This window comes from Delftia sp. BGA-UO-ETr-SB1, assembly GCF_059567865.1.
On sequence record NZ_JCAQOW010000006.1, the window covers coordinates 490,250 to 508,869 of the forward strand.

Here is an 18,620-nt window from a genome sequence, read left to right on the forward strand (position 1 = left end):
ACGGCCGGGCCGGGGGCCTAAAATCGCCGGTTGATTCCGGCAATCCACCTTGTCAGGCCCCTGGGCCGCAGCACCATGCAAGAGAAATACAACCACATCGACGTTGAGCGCGCAGCGCAAGACCACTGGTCCGCCCGCGACGCTTACCGCGTGACCGAAGACCAGGCCAAGCCCAAGTTCTACGCCTGCTCCATGCTGCCCTACCCCAGCGGCAAGCTGCACATGGGCCATGTGCGCAACTACACCATCAACGACATGCTGACGCGCCAGCTGCGCATGAAGGGCTACAACGTCCTCATGCCCATGGGCTGGGACGCCTTCGGCCTGCCGGCCGAGAACGCTGCGCTCAAGAACAAGGTGCCGCCCGCGCAGTGGACCTACGACAACATCGCCTACATGAAAAAGCAGATGCAGGCGATGGGGCTGGCCATCGACTGGAGCCGCGAGATCGCCACCTGCGACCCCGACTACTACAAGTGGAACCAGTGGCTGTTCCTGAAGATGCTGGAAAAGGGCATTGCCTACCGCAAGACCCAGGTCGTGAACTGGGACCCGGTGGACCAGACCGTGCTGGCCAACGAGCAGGTCATCGATGGCCGCGGCTGGCGCACGGGTGCGCCGGTCGAAAAGCGCGAAATCCCCGGCTACTACCTGAAGATCACCGACTACGCCCAGGAGCTGCTGGACCATGTCCAGGTGGGCGGCGACAAGGCCACGCTGACCGGTTGGCCTGAAAAAGTCCGCCTGATGCAGGAAAACTGGATCGGCAAGAGCTCCGGCGTGCGCTTTGCGTTCACCCACGACATCCGTGGCGCCGACGGCCAGCCCATCCAGGACGGCCGCCTGTACGTGTTCACCACGCGTGCCGACACCATCATGGGCGTGACGTTCTGCGCCGTGGCGCCCGAGCATCCGCTGGCCCTGCACGCCGCCGCCACGAGCCCCAAGCTGGCCGCCTTCATCGAAGAGTGCAAGAAGGGCGGCACCACCGAGGCCGAACTCGCGGTCAAGGAAAAGGAAGGCCTGCCCACGGGCCTGTTCGTCACGCATCCGCTGACGGGCGCCCAGGTCGAGGTCTGGGTCGGCAACTACGTGCTCATGAGCTACGGCGACGGCGCCGTCATGGGCGTGCCCGCGCATGACGAGCGCGACTTCGCCTTTGCGAAGAAGTACGGCATCGCCATCCGCCAGGTCATCGCGGTCGAAGGCGAGGCCTTCAGCACCGAGGCATGGGCCGACTCGTACGGCGACAAGCAGCGCGCTGTCTGCATCGATTCCGGCGAACTCGACGGCCTGCCCCATGCGGCGGCCGTGGACAAGGTGGCCGAACTGCTGGCCGCCAAGGGCCTTGGCGAGAAGAAAACCACCTGGCGCCTGCGCGACTGGGGCGTGAGCCGCCAGCGCTACTGGGGCACGCCGATTCCCATCATCCACTGCGAGGACTGCGGCGCCCAGCCCGTGCCCGCCAAGGACCTGCCCGTGGTCCTGCCCCAGGACCTGGTGCCCGATGGCTCGGGCAACCCCCTGATCAAGAGCGAAGCCTTCCACGCCGGCGTGGTCTGCCCCTGCTGCGGCAAGAGCGCGCGCCGCGAGACCGACACCATGGACACCTTCGTGGACTCGTCCTGGTACTTCATGCGCTATTGCGACGCCAAGAACAGCGAGCAGATGGTGGCGGAAGGTGCCGAGTACTGGATGCGGGACCAGAATGCCGCCACCGGCGGCAGCGGCATGGACCAGTACATCGGCGGCATCGAGCACGCCATCCTGCACCTGCTGTACGCGCGCTTCTGGACCAAGGTCATGCGTGACCTGGGCCTGGTCAAGGTCGATGAGCCCTTCACCAAGCTGCTGACCCAGGGCATGGTGCTCAACCACATCTACAGCCGCCGCACGGCCAAGGGTGCCAAGGAGTACTTCTGGCCCAAGGATGTCGAGCATGTGTTCGACGAGACCGGCAAGATCGTGGGCGCCAAGCTCAAGGCCGAGGTGGACAGCGCCGATGGCCTGCTGCCCGTGGGCACGGACATCGACTACGAGGGCGTGGGCACCATGTCCAAGTCCAAGAACAACGGCATCGATCCGCAGGAGCTGATCGAGAAGTACGGCGCCGACACCGCGCGCCTGTACACCATGTTCACCGCGCCGCCCGAGCTGACGCTGGAGTGGAACGATGCCGCCGTCGAAGGCAGCTACCGCTTCCTGCGCCGCGTCTACAACTTCGGCGCCAAGCTGTCGCAGATGGACATGGCCGGTGCCGTGCAAAGCGTGGCCGGCGCCAAGTCGCTGGACGACGTGGAGTTCGGCAAGGCCGCCAAGTCCCTGCGCCTGGAGATCCACACCGTGCTCAAGCAGGTGGAATACGACTACCAGCGCATGCAGTACAACACCGTGGTCTCGGGCGCCATGAAGATGATCAACGCGCTGGAGGACTTCAAGTCCTTCGACGACGCGGGCGCCCAGGTGGCGCTGATCGAAGGCTTCGGCATCCTGCTGCGCGTGCTCTACCCGGCCACGCCCCACCTGGCCCATGCGCTGTGGAGCGAGCTGGGCTACGCCGCCCACCTGGGCGACGTGCTGGATGCGCCCTGGCCCCAGGTCGATCCCCAGGCCCTGGTGCAGGACGAGATCTCTCTGGTGCTGCAGGTCAACGGCAAGCTGCGCGGGGCCATCCTGGTGTCCTCGACGGCCGACAAGGCCGAGATCGAGCGCATTGCCCTGGCCAACGAGGAATGCCAGAAGTTCACCAACGGTGCCGTGCCCAAGAAGGTCATCGTGGTGCCTGGCCGCCTGGTCAACGTCGTGGTCTAGGCCATGGCATGCCCCCTGAGGCGCTGCGCGCCTTCCCCCTCTCGCTTCGCGGGGGGGACGACACCCTCGCTGCGGGGCGGCCCTTGCTCGGTGTCCCTCGCTTTGGGCGAGACCGTTGCAAGGGCTGTGAGTGGCGCAAGCGCCTTGGAGAACTGATATGCAAAAACGTACCCTGCTCACCGCCCTGGCCCTGGCTCCGCTGCTGGGGGCCTGCGGCTTTCGCCTGCGGGGGGTGCCGACCTTCGTGTTCCGCTCGCTGTACATCCAGGCGGGCCGGGGCTCTCCGGTAGCGCGGGAGCTGTCGCGCAATCTGGCCAGTGCCAGCGACAAGCTGACCGTGCTGCGCGATCCGGCATCGCCCGACGATGCCGAAGCGATCTTTCAGATCGTCAGCGAGCGGCAGGAGCGGGTCATCGTCGGCATGAACGCGCTGGGCCAGGTGCGCGAGTTGCAGCTGCGCCTGCGCGTGCGCTTCAAGCTGCGCACGCCCAATGGCGACGAGCCGATTCCCGAGACCGAAATCCTGCAGCAGCGCGATGTGACGTACAACGAAACCAACGCGCTGTCCAAGGAAGCCGAGGAGGCCATGCTCTACAAGGACATGCGCACCGACATCGTGCAGCAGTTGCTGCGCCGTCTGGCGGCCGTCAAGAGCCTGACCTGAGCCCCATGCAGCTTGCCCTGAACCAGCTCGGCGGCCATCTGGCCAAGGGCCTGCGCCCGCTTTATGTGCTGCACGGCGACGAGCCGCTGCAGCAGCAGGAGGCGGCCGATGCCATCCGCGCCGCGGCGCGCGCGGCCGGCTATACCGAGCGCAGCAGCTATACCGTGGCCGGCGCGCATTTCGACTGGAGCGCCGTGCTGGCGGCCGGTGGCTCGCTGTCGCTGTTCGCCGACCGGCAGATCGTCGAGATCCGCATTCCCTCGGGCAAGCCCGGCAAGGACGGCGGCGCCGCGCTGCAGCAGATCGCCGAGTCCGCGCGGGGCAACGACAGCACGCTCACCCTGGTCCTGCTGCCGCGCCTGGACAAGGCCACCAAGACGGGGGCCTGGTTCAGCGCGCTGGAGGCCCAGGGCATGACGCTGCAGATCGATCCCATTGAGCGCGCCCAGTTGCCGGCCTGGATTGCCCAGCGGCTGGCGGCCCAGGGCCAGCGCGTCGCACCCGGCGAGGAAGGGCAGCGCACGCTGCAGTTCTTTGCCGACCGCGTCGAAGGCAACCTGCTGGCCGCGCACCAGGAAATCCAGAAGCTGGCGCTGTTGCATCCCGAGGGTGAACTGAGCCAGGCCAAGGTCGAGCAGGCCGTGCTCAATGTGGCGCGCTACGACGTGTTCAAGCTGTCGGAGGCCGTGCTGGGCGGGCAGCTGGCGCGCGTCTCGCGCATGCTCGATGGCCTGCAGGCCGAAGGCACGGCCGAGGTGCTGGTGCACTGGACCCTGGCCGAGGACATCCGCGCCATCTGCCGCGTGAGGGACGCCATGGCCGCAGGCCAGCCCCTGCCGATGGCGCTGCGCGCCCAGCGCATCTGGGGCGTCAAGGAACGCTTGTTCGAGCGCCTGCTGCCGCGCATCACCGACGCCCAGGCCGCGCGCCTGCTGCAATCGGCCCACGCGGTGGACGGCATCGTCAAGGGCCTGGCCTTCGAAGGCTGGCCGCGCGACGGCTGGCAGGCCCTGCGCCGCCTGGCCGTGGACCTGGCCCAGGCCGGCGCCAAGGGCTGACGTACCGTTCCTAGCGCGTCTTTTCCAGCTGCGCTTGGGCCTTGGTGGCCCAGGTCTCAAGGTTGTCCAGCAGGTCCTTCTGGCTGAAGGAGCAGCTTTCCTCGCTGAACAGCGCGCTGGACTCCAGTCGGTCCAGCAGATTGAGCAGCACTTCGCCGTAGCGCGGCGGCAGGGCCTGCAGCAACTCCGACGAGGCCCTGGCCTGCTGTCCGAGCACGGCGGCCGACAGCTGCTGCTGTGCCAGTTGGGCGAAGCCGGCGTGCAGCTGGGCGAGCTGCTGGGCGGCGAGAAGAGTGTCGTGGCTGGTGGACATGGCGGGAAAACCTCTGCGTACTGGGCAGCAGTGTAGGGTGGCCGCGACATCCTGCCGGCCGCCGCAACGCGGGGTTTGCCCTCTGGCGGCCGTGCGCAGACGCACCCTGGCCGCATCGCAGCCGCATGTCGGCGCGGGGCATGCCCGGTCCCGGTGCGCAAATGGGCGCAACTCGGCGAGAATCTCGGAATGAACGCGCTCAATATCGTCGAATACACCCACAACCTGGGCGTTCAGGCCAAAGTGGCCTCCGCCCAGATGGCCCGAGCCTCGGCTGCCGTCAAAAGCCGCGCCCTGCTGGCGCTGGCGCGCCTGCTGCGGGAGAACGTGGAGCCGTTGCAGACCGACAACGCCCGTGACCTCGACCGCGCCGTGGCCAATGGCCTGTCCGCTCCCATGGTGGACCGCCTGCGCTTGACGCCCAAGGTGCTTGAAACCTGTGCCCAGGGCTGCGAACAGCTGGCATCCATGGCCGACGTGATCGGCGAGATCATCGGCATGAAGCAAATGCCCAGCGGCATCCGCGTGGGCCAGATGCGTGTGCCGATCGGCGTGTTCGGCATGATCTACGAGAGCCGCCCCAACGTGACCATCGAGGCGGCCAGCCTCAGCATCAAGAGCGGCAACGCCTGCATCCTGCGCGGCGGCTCGGAAGCCATCGACTCCAACAAGGCACTGGCCGCACTCGTGGCCAGGGCGCTGGCCGAGGCCGGCCTGCCCGAGCACGGCGTGCAGCTGGTGCAGACCACGGACCGCGAGGCCGTGGGCCAGCTCATCGCCATGCCCGACTACGTGGACGTCATCATCCCGCGCGGCGGCAAGGGCCTGATCGAGCGCATCAGCCGCGAGGCCAAGGTGCCCGTCATCAAGCACCTGGACGGCAATTGCCACACCTATGTCGATGATCCCTGCGACATCGCCATGGCCGTCAAGGTGGCCGACAACGCCAAGACCAACAAGTACAGCCCCTGCAACGCCAGCGAGAGCCTGCTGGTGGCGCGCGGCGTGGCCGCCGAGTTCCTGCCGCAGATCGGCGCCATCTACGCCGCCAAGGGGGTCGAGATGCGCGGCTGCCCCGAATCGCTGGCCATCCTGAAGTCCGTGGCCGGTGCCCAGCTGGCCGAGGCCACCGAGCAGGACTGGAGCGAGGAATACCTGGCGCCCATCATCAGCGTCAAGATCGTCGCGGGTGTGGACGAAGCCATCGCCCACATCAACCGCTACTCCAGCCACCACACGGATGCCATCCTCACGCGCGACCACATGCATGCCCAGCGCTTTCTGCGCGAGGTGGACTCGGCCAGCGTCATGGTCAATGCCAGCACGCGCTTTGCCGATGGCTTCGAGTACGGCCTGGGCGCGGAAATCGGCATCAGCACCGACAAGTTCCATGCGCGTGGTCCTGTGGGCATCGAAGGTCTCACCTCGCTCAAATACGTGGTGCTGGGTGAAGGCGAAGTCCGCACCTGACCGGACCGTGCTGCGCGCCGGCAGGCACCCTGCCGGGACGCCCCGCGCCGGGATGCCCCGCGCCGGCACCGCAGCACCGCAATGAACCCATGAAAATCATCATTCTTGGCGCCGGCCGTGTGGGCTACAGCGTGGCCGAAAGCCTGGTGTCCGAACGCAACGACATCACGGTGATCGACACCGATGCGCGCCGCCTGCGCGAGCTGGAGTCGCGGTTCGACCTGCGCGGCGTGGTGGGCAACGGCATCGATCCCCAGGTGCTGGCCGAGGCCGGAGCCAAGGACACGGACCTGCTGATCGCCTGCGCCGCGCTCGACGAAACCAACCTGGTGTGCTGCAAGCTGGCCCAGGTGCTGTTCGAGATTCCCACCCGCATCGCGCGCGTGCGCTCCTCGGGCTTTGGCGATGACGAGACGCTGCTGGGCAAGGAAGGCTTCGGCGTGGACCGCATCATCTGCCCCGAGGAATCGCTGACCAACTACATCAGCAAGCTCATCGAGTTCCCCGAAGCCATGCAGGTGCGCGCCTTCGCGGGCGGACGCGCCGCGCTGGCCTCGGTGCGCGCGCGCGACGGCGCCCCCGCCGTCGGCAAGCACATCGGCGAGCTGCGCGACTGCATGCCCGAGCTGGCCATGCGCATCGTGGCCATCTACCGGCGTTTCCTGGAGGAGCCCGACCGCTTCGTGCGCTGCGACGGCAACACCCGCATCGAGCCCGGCGACGAAGTCTTCATCCTGGCCGCGCGCGAGCATGTGGCCGAGGTGCTGCGCGCCATCCACCAGCCCGCGGGCCGGCCTTCGCGCCCCGTCTACCGCATCATGATCGCCGGTGGCGACCAGGTCAGCCTGCGCCTGGCGCTGCAGCTGTCGCGCGTGCCGGGCCGCTTTCACATCAAGATCATCGAGCCCGACGAGCAGCGCTGCCAGGACCTGGCCTCGCTGCTGCCGGCCGAGGTGCTGGTGCTGCACGGCGATGCCACCGACGAGGACCTGCTGGCCGATGAAAGCGTGGAGGACGTGGACCTGTTCCTGGCCCTCACCGACGACGACGAGAACAACATCATGGCCAGCCTGCTGGGCAAGCGCATGGGCGCGCGGCGCGTGCTCTCGCTGATCACGCGGCGCGCCTATGCCGACCTGATGCACGGCACGCAGATCGACATTGCGCTGTCGCCGGCTCAGGCCATGCTCGGCGAACTGCTGGCCTATGTGCGCCGCGGCGACGTGCAGGCCGTGCACAGCCTGCGCCGGGGCGTGGCCGAGGCGCTGGAGATCGTGGCGCGCGGCGACCGCAAGAGCTCGCGCGTGGTCGGCCGCAAGGTCGAGGACCTGCGCGTGCCCGAGGATGCGCACATCGGCCTCATCGTGCGCGGCATTCCCGAAGGCGTGCCGGCCGACGAGATCGCGGCCGGTGCCGAGCCCGAGGTCATCATCCCGCGCGGCAACACCGTGATCGAGAGTGGCGACCACGTGGTCTTCTTCCTGCCCCACAAGCGGCTGGTGCGGGACGTGGAAAACCTGTTCCGCGTCAGCGCCACCTTCTTCTGAGCCCATACCCATGCGCGACCTGTTCCCCGTCCTGCGCGTGCTTGGCATGCTCATGGTCATGTTCGCGCTGTCCATGCTGCTGCCCTTTGCCGTGTCCTGGTTTGCCGACGACGGCATCTGGCGCATCTACCCCTGGGCCATCGGCATCACGGCGGCGGCGGGGCTGTCGCTGTGGGTAGGCCTGGACCATTTCCGGCGCGAGCTGCAGCCGCGCCACGGCGTCATCCTCGTCACCCTGGTCTGGGTGGTGCTGCCGCTGTGCGCCATGCTGCCCCTGGTGCTGGGCCTGGGCCATGTGGGCCTGAGCATCAGCTTCACCCACGCCTATTTCGAGGCCGTCTCGGGCCTGACGACGACGGGCGCCACCGTGCTCACGGGGCTGGACGCATTGCCCGTGTCCATCAATGTCTGGCGCACCTTCCTGCAATGGTTGGGCGGCATGGGCATCCTGATCCTGGCCGTGGCCATCCTGCCTCTGCTGGGCGTGGGCGGTGCCCAGCTGTTCCGCGCCGAGGCCGCCGGCCCCATCAAGGACACCAAGCTGACGCCGCGCATGACCGAGACCGCCAAGGGCCTGTGGGGCGTCTACGGCGTGTTCTCGCTGGCCTGTGCACTGGCCTTCTGGGCCGCGGGCATGGAGCCGCTGGATGCGCTGATGCACATGTTCGCTACGGTGAGCCTGGGCGGCCTGTCCTCGCACGACGCCAGCTTCGCCTACTTCGACTCGCCGCTGATCGAGCTGATCGCCCTGGTCTTCATGCTGCTGGCCAGCTGCAACTTCGCGCTGTACTTCGTGGCCATGCGCAAGGGCCGCTGGGACGGCTTCTGGCGCGACCCCGAAATGCGCGCCACGCTGGCCGTGCTGCTGGGCGGCGGGCTCATCGTCGCGTTGCTGCTGTGGGCCAAAGGCGTGTACGGGCCTGTCGAGGCGCTGCGCTACGGCATCTTCCACGTGGTCTCGGTGGCCACGACCACGGGCTTCACCACCGTCGACTACCTGAGCTGGCCCGTCTTCGCGCCCGTGCTCATGCTGCTGCTGTCGGGCGTGGCCACCAGCGCGGGCTCCACGGGTGGCGGCATCAAGATGGTGCGCATGCTCATCCTGCTCAAGCAGGCGCGGCGCGAGCTCACGCGGCTCGTGCACCCGCGCGCCATGCAGCCCGTGCGACTGGGCAACGGCGTGGTGGACGACCGCATGATCTTCTCGGTGCTGGCCTTCATGCTGGTCTATGGCGCCACCGTGATCACGCTCAGCATGGTGCTGCTGCTCACCGACCTGGACCCGGTGACCGCTTTTTCCGCCGTGCTGGCCAGCGTGCACTGCATGGGGCCGGGCCTGGGCGCGCTGGGGCCGAGCTCCAACTATGCTGTGCTCACCGACTTCCAGACCTGGATCTGCACCCTGGCCATGCTGCTGGGGCGCCTGGAAATCCTCAGTTTCATGGCGCTGCTTTCCCCGGCTTTCTGGCGCCGATGATGCCGAAGAGACTAGGGAAAACACTTAGACCATGGTCCAATCTCTACAATTGCCCCCCACCGCCGTACCCAGAGGGTCTTTATGGTTCCACATCTCATCACGGCCCTGACAGGCCCGATCAACGAGCTTGAGCAGCGCATCCTCGACTCCATGCCGGCGATCGAGCGCTGGTTCCGGCTCGAATGGATGGAACACACGCCGCCTTTCTATTGCTCGGTGGACATCCGCAACGCCGGCTTCAAGCTCGCGCCCGTGGATACCAACCTGTTTCCTGGCGGCTGGAACAACCTGACCGACGAAATGCTGCCGCTGGCCGTGCAGGCGGCCATGGCGGCGATCGAGAAGATCTGCCCCGAAGCGCGCAACCTGCTCATCATTCCCGAGAACCACACGCGCAACACCCATTACCTGGCCAACGTGGTGCAGCTCAAGCGCATCTTCAACATGGCCGGTCTGAATGTGCGCATCGGCTCCATCAGCCCCGATGTCAAGAAGACCACCACCGTCACCCTGCCGCATGGCGACACGGTGACGCTGGAGCCGGTGATCCGCAGCAAGCGCCGCATCGGCCTCAAGGATTTCGATCCCTGCACCATCTTGCTCAACAACGACCTGTCCTCCGGCGTGCCGGGCATCGTCGAGGAGCTGTACGAGCAATACCTGCTGCCGCCCCTGCATGCAGGCTGGAGCGTGCGCCGCAAGAGCCGCCATTTCCAGAGCTACGAGGAAGTGGCCAAGCGCTTCGGCAAGCTGCTGGGCATCGATCCCTGGCTGATCAACCCGCTGTTCGGGCGCAGCGAAGGCATCGACTTCGCCAATGGCGTGGGCATGGAAGGCCTGGCCGAGCAGGTCGATGTGCTGCTGGCCAAGGTGCGCCGCAAGTACAAGGAATACGGCATCAAGGAAAAGCCGTTTGCCATCGTCAAGGCCGACAACGGCACCTATGGCATGGGCGTGATGACCGTGCGCGACGCCAAGGAACTGGCTGAGCTGCCGCGCAAGAGCCGCAACAAGATGGGCATGATCAAGGACGGCCAGACCGTGCACGACGTGATCATCCAGGAGGGCGTGCTCACCCAGGAGCGCATGAACAACGCCGTGGCCGAGCCCGTGGTCTACATGATGGACCGCTACGTGGTCGGCGGCTTCTACCGCATGCACCCCGAGCGCGATGTGGACGAAAACCTCAACGCGCCCGGTGCCGGCTTCGTGCCGCTGGCCTTCCAGCACAGCACCCAGCTGCCCCAGATCGGCGCCCGCCCGGGTGCCAGCATGCCCAATCGCTTCTACATGTACGGCGTGGTGGCCCGGGTCGCCATGCTGGCGGCCAGCTATGAGCTGGAGGCGACCAACCCCAACGCGGAAATCTACGACTGATCGGGGTGCTGTCCGATGCGCTCGTCATCAGGACAGCGGACAATGCCGGCATTTCAATTGACTGAAGCCATCTCCCCACGGGATGGCGCATAGACCTGTGCAGAAAACCAAATCTTCGTTGGCCGCGCTCACCCTGGGCGCCATCGGCGTGGTCTATGGCGATATCGGCACCAGCGTGCTGTATTCGGTCAAGGAGGTGTTCGGCTCCGGCCATGTGCCGTTCACCCAGGAGAACATCTACGGCGTCCTGTCGCTGCTGTTCTGGACGCTGACGGTCATCGTCTCGCTCAAATACGTGGTCCTGGTGCTGCGCGCCGACAACAACGGCGAAGGCGGCCTGGTCGCCATGCTGGCCCTGGCCTCGCAGACCGTCAAGGACAAGCCGCGCCTGCGCAGCGTGCTGCTGCTCATCGGCATCTTCGGCACCTCGCTGTTCTATGGCGACGGCGTGATCACGCCGGCCATTTCCGTGCTTTCGGCCGTCGAGGGCCTGGAGGTGGTGTCCCCGCACTTCACCAAGGCGGTGATCCCGCTGACCCTGGTCATCCTGTTCCTGCTGTTCTGGTTCCAGAAGCATGGCACGGCAGGGATAGGGCGCTTCTTCGGCCCCATCACCCTGGTCTGGTTCGCCACCATCGCCGCGCTGGGCATACACCAGATCGCCGGCCATCCGGAAATCCTGGCGGCCATCAGCCCGCACTTCGCGGTGCGCTTCATCTGGGACAACCCCGGCACCAGCTTCATCATCCTGGGCGCCGTCGTGCTGTGCGTGACCGGGGCGGAGGCGCTCTACGCCGACCTGGGCCACTTCGGCAAGAAGCCCATCCGCCTGGCCTGGTTCTCCGTGGCCATGCCTGCCCTCACGCTCAATTACTTCGGCCAGGGTGCGCTGCTGCTGGCCAACCCGGCCGCCGTGAAGAATCCCTTCTACATGATGGCCCCGGCCTGGGCCCTGCTGCCCCTGGTGCTGATGGCCACCATGGCCACGGTCATCGCTTCGCAGGCCCTGATCACGGGCGCCTTCAGCGTCACGCGCCAGGTCATACAGCTGGGCTATCTGCCGCGTCTGGAAGTGCGCCACACCAGCGTGCGCGAGGCCGGCCAGATCTACATGCCCCTGGTCAACTGGAGCCTGTTCGTGGCGATTGCGCTGGCCGTGGTGCTGTTCCGCTCCAGCGGCAACCTGGCGGCCGCCTACGGCATTGCGGTGACGCTGGACATGCTGATCACCACCACGCTGACCTTCTTCGTGATCCGCTACCGCTGGAACTATCCGCTGGCCCTGTGCATTGCCGCCACCGGCTTCTTCTTCCTGGTGGACCTGGCCTTCTTCTCGTCCAACCTGCTCAAGCTGTTCGATGGCGGCTGGTTCCCGCTGCTGATCGGCGGCACGGTGTTCTCGCTGATGATGACCTGGCGCAAGGGCCGCGAGCTGCTGCACCAAAAGCTGCAGGCCGATGCCATCGACCTCAAGAGCTTCCTCGAATCGGTCTGGCGTCATCCCCCGGCTCGGGTGCCGGGCACGGCCGTCTTCCTGTCCGGCGAGCCTGGCACCGTGCCCAACGCCCTGCTGCACAACCTCAAGCACAACAAGGTGCTGCACAGCCAGAACATCTTCGTCACGGTGCGCAACCACGAAATTCCCTGGGTGGGCCTGGACAAGCGTACCGAGATCGAGGCCCTGGGCAGCGACTGCTGGCAGGTCATCATCAACTACGGCTTCAAGAACGAACCCGACGTGCCGGCGGCGCTGTCCCTGTTGCGCCCCCGGGGCTGCCAGCTCGACGCCATGGAGACCAGCTACTTCCTGTCGCGCGACGTCATCATCCCGCGCATCAGCCACCGCATGGCGCCCTGGCGCGAAAAGCTGTTCGCCCAGATGCACCGCAACGCCAGCCGTGTCTCCGACTTCCTGCACCTGCCCAGCAACTCCGTGGTGGAGCTGGGCTCCAAGATCGAGCTGTAGGCGTCGCCCGCGCATCGCACGATCCGCGACTGTGGTGACAGAATCGCGCGATGCGCTTTCTCCGTGACTTGAGTCCCTCCGCCTTTGCGGCTGGCTTCGTGGCCGTGCTCGTGGGCTTCACCAGCTCGGTGGCCCTGGTCTTCCAGGCCGCCCAGGCCTTTCATGCCACGCCCGAGCAGATCACCTCCTGGGTCTGGGCTTTGGGGCTGGGCATGGGCCTGTGCTCCTTGCTGCCCTCGCTGATACTGCGCATGCCCGTCATGGTCGCCTGGTCCACACCAGGCGCTGCCGTGCTGGCCACGGCGGGGCTTGCCGGAGGCTTTTCCATGGGCGAGGCCGTCGGCGCCTTCATCATCAGCGCGGGGCTGATCATCCTGGTGGGTGCCACAGGCTGGTTCGAGCGCGTCATGAATCGCATCCCCATGGAAATCGCTGCCGCCCTCCTGGCGGGCGTACTGGCCAACTTCGGCATGCAGGCCTTTGCCGCCGCCAGGCACGCGCTGCCCCTGGTGCTGGTCATGCTGCTGACCTATCTGCTGTCGCGCCGCCTGGCACCGCGCTATGCGGTCATCGCCACGCTGGCGGTCTCCATCGCCTGGGTGGCGCTCACCGGCCAGATGCAATGGTCTGCCGTGCATGCAGGCCTTGCCTGGCCGGTCTTCACCATGCCCGAGTTCTCCGTGCCCGCCCTGGTGAGCCTGGCCTTGCCCCTGTTCGTCGTCACCATGGCCTCGCAGAACCTGCCCGGCGTGGCCGTCATCCGCGCCACGGGCTACAACCTGCCCATCTCCCGCATCATCAGCATGACCGGCATCGCCACCCTGGTGCTGGCCCCCTTTGGCGGATATGCGCTCAACCTCAGCGCCATCACCGCCGCCATCTGCATGGGACCGGAGGCCCATGAGGACAAATCACGCCGCTATACGGCGGCGGCCGTCTGCGGCCTCTTCTATATAGTCATCGGCATCTTCGGCGCCGTGGTCACAGGGCTGCTCACCGCCTTCCCCAGGGAACTGGTGGTCTGCATTGCGGGACTGGCCCTGCTGGGTTCCATCGGCAGCGGCCTGGCCACGGCCCTGCAGGGAGAGGAGCACCGGGAGGCGGCGCTGATCACCTTCCTGGTCACGCTCAGCGGCGTGGTGATAGCCGGAGTCGGCTCGGCGTTTTGGGGCGTGGTCGCAGGCAGCCTGGCGCTATTTGTGCAACATTACCGACGTGCACGGGCCAGCTGACATGCGGCCCAGGTCCGGGCACCCCCTTTTGCTTCCTATATATAGGCGAGGCACGGGCCGCCGCCTTCCGCACACAAGCCATGCAAATCCTCTTCGTTGCCGATCCGCTCGAATCGTTCCAGACCTACAAGGACACCACCTTCGCCATGATGAGGGAGGCACAGCGGCGCGGCCACTCCATCGTGGCCTGTGAACCCAGGCAGCTTTCCTGGCAGCGTGGAGGCAAGGTCGTCGCTCATGTGCGGCACATCCAGCTCACGGGGGATGCGCAGCAGTGGTTCGAGACAACCCAGGAGGGGCTGGCTGAACTGGCAGGCTTTGACGCCATCCTCATGCGCAAGGACCCGCCGTTCGATTCCGAATACTTCTATTCCACGCACCTGCTCGAACAGGCCGAGCGTGAAGGCGCCAAGGTCTTCAACAAGCCCAGGGCGCTGCGGGACCATCCGGAAAAGCTGGCCATCCTCGAATTCCCGCAATTCATCGGCCCCACCCTGGTCACCCGCAGTGCACAGGACATCCGTGCCTTCCATGAAGAGCACCAGGACATCATCCTCAAGCCGCTGGACGGCATGGGCGGCATGGGCATCTTCCGGGTCGGCGCCGATGGCCGCAACCTGGGCAGCATCATCGAAACCCTGAACCAGGGCGGTGCCAGCAGCGTCATGGTGCAGAAGTTCCTGCCTGAGATCACCCAGGGCGACAAGCGTGTGCTCGTCATCGGAGGCAAGCCGGTCCCCTACTGCCTGGCACGCATTCCCCAGGGCAACGAAGTGCGTGGCAACCTGGCAGCGGGCGGCAAGGGCGTGGCCCAGCCACTGAGCGAGCACGACAAGGCCATGGCCGAAGAGATTGGTCCCATCCTCATGGAGCGTGGCCTGCTGCTGGCGGGCGTCGATGTCATCGGGCAATGCATCACCGAGATCAATGTGACCAGCCCCACCTGCTTCCAGGAGATCTACGACCAGACCGGCTGCGACGTGGCCAGCCTCTTCGTCGATGCCCTGGAACAGGCTCTGGCGACGGCCTGAAAAAATCCTGGCGGATGACGCCAGTCATCCGCCAGGATTGGTGCTAGAATTGCGCCCCTGCACTCGATGACATGCAAATGTCTGAAAAGTGAAGCTTCCAGGGTTTTGCAAGAACGTCAAAAAACGTGCTACAATGCAAGGCTCTGCTGAAGAGAAGCGATGCAGATCGCTGGTGTTGAAAAGATCGAAGAAATTTGATTGCAACGACGCTAAAAACTGTGCTAGAATTCAAGGCTTCGCTGATCGCAGCGAGTCGGAAGTAAAGAAGAAATTCTCTGCTTCGATCCTTAAAAATATACAGCCGATAAGCGTGGGCGTTTGAGGCGAACAGCCAAGTTCTTTGGAACTCGGCTCTTTGAAGCCAAAAACGCTCATGAGAATAGAAGTGAAGTTCACTTCAATTCCGTTTTTATGAGTTAGTCGAAAGACTTTAAATTTCAAGATCGAACTGTAGANTGTGGGAACTGCGTTCAACTACGCGTTCTCCGTGTCCAACGCTGCCGGTGCCTTCGGTCCCGCCACCAGCGTGACCATCAAGGATCTGGTGCCGGCAGGCATCAGCATCACGGGCGTGCCGACCGGCGCAAACGTGGCCAGTGCGACCTGCACGCCCAATACCTTCCCGTTTGCGGGCAATGGCAGCTCCGTGCTGACTTGCACGGTGAACTTCACTGCGGCAGTGGCGGCGGGTGGCAACACCAGCTTCAATCTGCCAGCTGTGCCGACGGCTGTGGGTTCGAGCACCAACACGGCCTCCTACGATCCATCGGGCGGCATCAGCCCGGTCAATCCGACAGCCGGTTGCACGACGGACTGCGCTTCCACACCGGTGACTCCGGTCACGCCAGGCACGCCTGCGCTGACGGTCACCAAGGCCAACCCCGGTAGCCTGGCTGTGGGGACTGCGTTCAACTACGCCTTCACGGTAGCGAATGCGACTGGAGCGTTTGGTCCCGCCACCAGCGTGACCATCAAGGACCTGGTGCCTGCGGGTATCAGCATCACAGGAGTGCCGACCGGCGCAAACGTGGCCAGTGCGACCTGCACGCCCAACACCTTCCCCTTCGTGGGCAATGGCACGGCGATCCTGTCTTGCACCGTGAACTTCACTGCGGCAGTGGCAGCGGGTGGCAACACCAGCTTCAACCTGCCGGCAGTGCCGACGGCTGTGGGTTCGAGCACGAACACGGCTTCCTACGATCCGTCGGGTGGCATCAGCCCGGTCAATCCGACGGCGGGTTGCACGACGGATTGCGCTTCCACACCGGTGACTCCGGTCACGCCAGGCACGCCTGCGCTGACGGTTACCAAGGCCAACCCCGGCAGCCTGGCTGTGGGGACTGCGTTCAACTACGCGTTCTCCGTGTCCAACGCTGCCAGTGCCTTCGGTCCCGCCACCAGCGTGACCATCAAGGACCTGGTGCCGGCAGGCATCAGCATCACGGGTGTGCCGACCGGCGCAAACGTGGCCAGCGCGACCTGCACGCCCAACACCTTCCCGTTCGTGGGCAATGGCACGGCGATCCTGTCTTGCACGGTGAGCTTCACCACACCGGTGGCAGCTGGCAGCAACAGCAGCTTCAATCTGCCGGCTGTTCCGACGGCGGTGGGGTCGAGCACGAACACGGCCTCCTACGATCCGTCCGGCGGCATCAGCCCGGTCAATCCGACGGCCGGTTGCACTGTGAACTGTGCATCGACACCGGTGACTCCAGTCACGCCAGGCACGCCTGCGCTGACGGTTACCAAGGCCAACCCCGGCAGCCTGGCTGTGGGGACTGCGTTCAACTACGCGTTCTCCGTGTCCAACGCTGCCAGTGCCTTCGGCCCCGCCACCAGCGTGACCATCAAGGATCTGGTGCCGGCAGGCATCAGCATCACGGGCGTGCCGACCGGCGCAAACGTGGCCAGTGCGACCTGCACGCCCAACACCTTCCCCTTCGTGGGCAATGGCACGGCGATCCTGTCTTGCACGGTGAACTTCACTGCGGCAGTGGCAGCGGGTGGCAACACCAGCTTCAACCTGCCAGCTGTTCCGACGGCGGTGGGTTCGAGCACGAACACGGCTTCCTACGATCCGTCGGGTGGCATCAGCCCTGTCAATCCGACGGCCGGTTGCACGACAGACTGCGCTTCCACACCGGTGACTCCGGTCACGCCGGGTACGCCTGCGCTGACGGTTACCAAGGCCAACCCCGGCAGCCTGGCTGTGGGGACTGCGTTCAACTACGCCTTCACGGTAGCGAATGCGGCCAGTGCCTTCGGCCCTGCCACCAGCGTGACCATCAAGGACCTGGTGCCTGCGGGTATCAGCATCACAGGAGTGCCGACCGGCGCAAACGTGGCCAGTGCGACCTGCACGCCCAATACCTTCCCCTTCGTGGGCAATGGCACGGCGATCCTGTCTTGCACGGTGAACTTCACTGCGGCAGTGGCAGCGGGTGGCAACACCAGCTTCAATCTGCCGGCTGTGCCGACGGCTGTGGGTTCGAGCACGAACACGGCTTCCTACGATCCGTCGGGTGGCATCAGCCCGGTCAATCCGACGGCAGGTTGCACTGTGAACTGTGCATCGACACCAGCAACGCCGGTCACTCCCAGCACCCAGGTGCCGGTGGCTCCGACGCTGACGGTTTCGCCGACCACGGTGGGAGGCTATCCGCAGATTTCCGGCACCGGTACGCCGGGCTACACGATCACGGTGAAGGATGGCTCGACGACACTGTGTACGGCAATCGTCGCGGCCGATCAGACGTGGAGCTGCACGCCAGGCGGCGGCTTGCCGACGCCGGGTCTGCACACGATCAGCGCGACCCAGACCAATCCTGGCAATGGCAATACCGGACCTGCCACAACGACTTCGCTCAACGTGCTCGGAACGACCTTCACGGGTCCGACAGCCACCGGGGCAGGCAACGCCACGGCGACCTTGAGCGGTGGTGGCGCGGGCTGCGGGTTCGATGTGTCGCAGTCGTCCTTCGTCGCGGCTGCGGCGGGTGCGCCGGGCCAGTTGAGCTTCCCGTACGGCAATGTGCACTTCGTGGCCCGGGGCTGTACGGCCAGCAGCTCGATCACGGTCAGCGTCACCTGGCCGGGTCCGGTGACCGGCATGGCGTACTGGAAGTTCGGTCCAGCGTCCGCAGGGGCGGCGGACTCCTGGTATCAGCCTCCGGGTGCGGTGGTGTCGGGCAATACGACCTCGGTGGTGGTCACCGATGGCGGCCAGGGTGATGATGATCGCGCAGCCAATGGCGTGATCGTCGATCCCAGCGGTCCGGCGCGTGTGGGTGCGGCACCGGATGCCACGCCGATCCCTGCGCTCGAACCGCGCATGCTCGCCATGGCCATGCTGCTGATGCTGGCCGCAGGCCTGTGGAATCTGCGCCGCAGACGCGGTTGACACACGGTTGAAGAGGAGCTGAACCATCGCCTGCCGAACCTGTTTCGGCAGGCGATTTCCATTGGGCGCAGGCGCTGCATCCCGGCGGCCCAAGCCTGCCCGTAACCCCAGGCCGCCTTGCGGGCCTATCGCGCGTGCAACACGCCGTAAATGAGAACAATTTAGAATTTCTCGCTGATTGGCGCCTTCCGTCGACAAGTCCCGGCCAACGCCGCCCGGGACCGATGCACAGGTGCCGCGCACTTTCATCTCTGCCCGCCTGCCTTCCATGCAC

At 65.8% G+C, this 18,620-nt stretch carries 12 protein-coding genes; 11 read left to right on the top strand and 1 reads right to left on the bottom strand.

Annotation, left to right across the window (positions count from 1 at the left end; translation table 11 throughout):
• The first annotated feature begins 75 nt into the window (after nt 1-75).
• From leuS to holA, 3 genes are all read left to right on the top strand, one after another.
• Nucleotides 76-2,811, top strand: a complete 2,736-nt coding sequence (leuS, locus tag AC57B5_RS21075) for a leucine--tRNA ligase (protein ID WP_496400264.1) — start codon at nt 76-78, stop codon at nt 2,809-2,811.
• A gap of 157 nt (nt 2,812-2,968) precedes the next feature.
• Nucleotides 2,969-3,475, top strand: coding sequence for an LPS-assembly lipoprotein LptE (locus AC57B5_RS21080; RefSeq protein ID WP_012207799.1), 507 nt, complete (start codon nt 2,969-2,971; stop codon nt 3,473-3,475).
• A gap of 5 nt (nt 3,476-3,480) precedes the next feature.
• A complete protein-coding gene (holA, locus tag AC57B5_RS21085) occupies nt 3,481-4,533 on the top strand; it encodes a DNA polymerase III subunit delta (protein ID WP_496400265.1) in 1,053 nt (350 codons plus the stop codon).
• Nucleotides 4,534-4,543: 10 nt separating this feature from the next.
• Here the strand turns inward: holA and AC57B5_RS21090 are convergent, their stop codons facing one another.
• On the bottom strand, nt 4,544-4,846 hold the full coding sequence (locus tag AC57B5_RS21090) for a hypothetical protein (protein ID WP_013804767.1): 303 nt from the start codon (nt 4,844-4,846) through the stop codon (nt 4,544-4,546).
• 189 nt (nt 4,847-5,035) lie between these two features.
• Here AC57B5_RS21090 and AC57B5_RS21095 point away from each other — a divergent pair, with 189 nt between their 5' ends.
• The 8 genes from AC57B5_RS21095 to AC57B5_RS21130 all read left to right on the top strand — a co-directional run bounded on the left by AC57B5_RS21095 (nt 5,036) and on the right by AC57B5_RS21130 (nt 18,346).
• A complete protein-coding gene (locus AC57B5_RS21095; protein ID WP_012207797.1) occupies nt 5,036-6,316 on the top strand; it encodes a glutamate-5-semialdehyde dehydrogenase in 1,281 nt (426 codons plus the stop codon).
• Between the two features lie 89 nt (nt 6,317-6,405).
• The gene (trkA, locus tag AC57B5_RS21100; protein ID WP_012207796.1) at nt 6,406-7,863 is read left to right on the top strand and encodes a Trk system potassium transporter TrkA; all 1,458 of its coding nucleotides are present in this window, start codon (nt 6,406-6,408) and stop codon (nt 7,861-7,863) included.
• A 10-nt stretch (nt 7,864-7,873) separates the two neighbouring features.
• Entirely contained in the window at nt 7,874-9,340 is a 1,467-nt protein-coding gene (locus AC57B5_RS21105) for a TrkH family potassium uptake protein (RefSeq protein WP_013804766.1), read from the top strand.
• A gap of 81 nt (nt 9,341-9,421) precedes the next feature.
• On the top strand, nt 9,422-10,717 hold the full coding sequence (gene gshA / locus AC57B5_RS21110) for a glutamate--cysteine ligase (protein ID WP_012207794.1): 1,296 nt from the start codon (nt 9,422-9,424) through the stop codon (nt 10,715-10,717).
• Nucleotides 10,718-10,814: 97 nt separating this feature from the next.
• Nucleotides 10,815-12,683, top strand: a complete 1,869-nt coding sequence (locus AC57B5_RS21115; RefSeq protein WP_034397428.1) for a potassium transporter Kup — start codon at nt 10,815-10,817, stop codon at nt 12,681-12,683.
• Between the two features lie 50 nt (nt 12,684-12,733).
• A complete protein-coding gene (locus tag AC57B5_RS21120) occupies nt 12,734-13,915 on the top strand; it encodes a benzoate/H(+) symporter BenE family transporter (RefSeq protein WP_013804763.1) in 1,182 nt (393 codons plus the stop codon).
• A gap of 80 nt (nt 13,916-13,995) precedes the next feature.
• Nucleotides 13,996-14,946, top strand: a complete 951-nt coding sequence (gene gshB, locus AC57B5_RS21125; RefSeq protein WP_012207791.1) for a glutathione synthase — start codon at nt 13,996-13,998, stop codon at nt 14,944-14,946.
• A gap of 487 nt (nt 14,947-15,433) precedes the next feature.
• Nucleotides 15,434-18,346 carry a beta strand repeat-containing protein gene (locus tag AC57B5_RS21130; protein ID WP_496400266.1) on the top strand — a complete coding sequence of 971 codons (2,913 nt, stop codon included), beginning with the start codon at nt 15,434-15,436 and terminating at the stop codon, nt 18,344-18,346.
• The last annotated feature ends 274 nt before the right edge of the window (nt 18,347-18,620 follow it).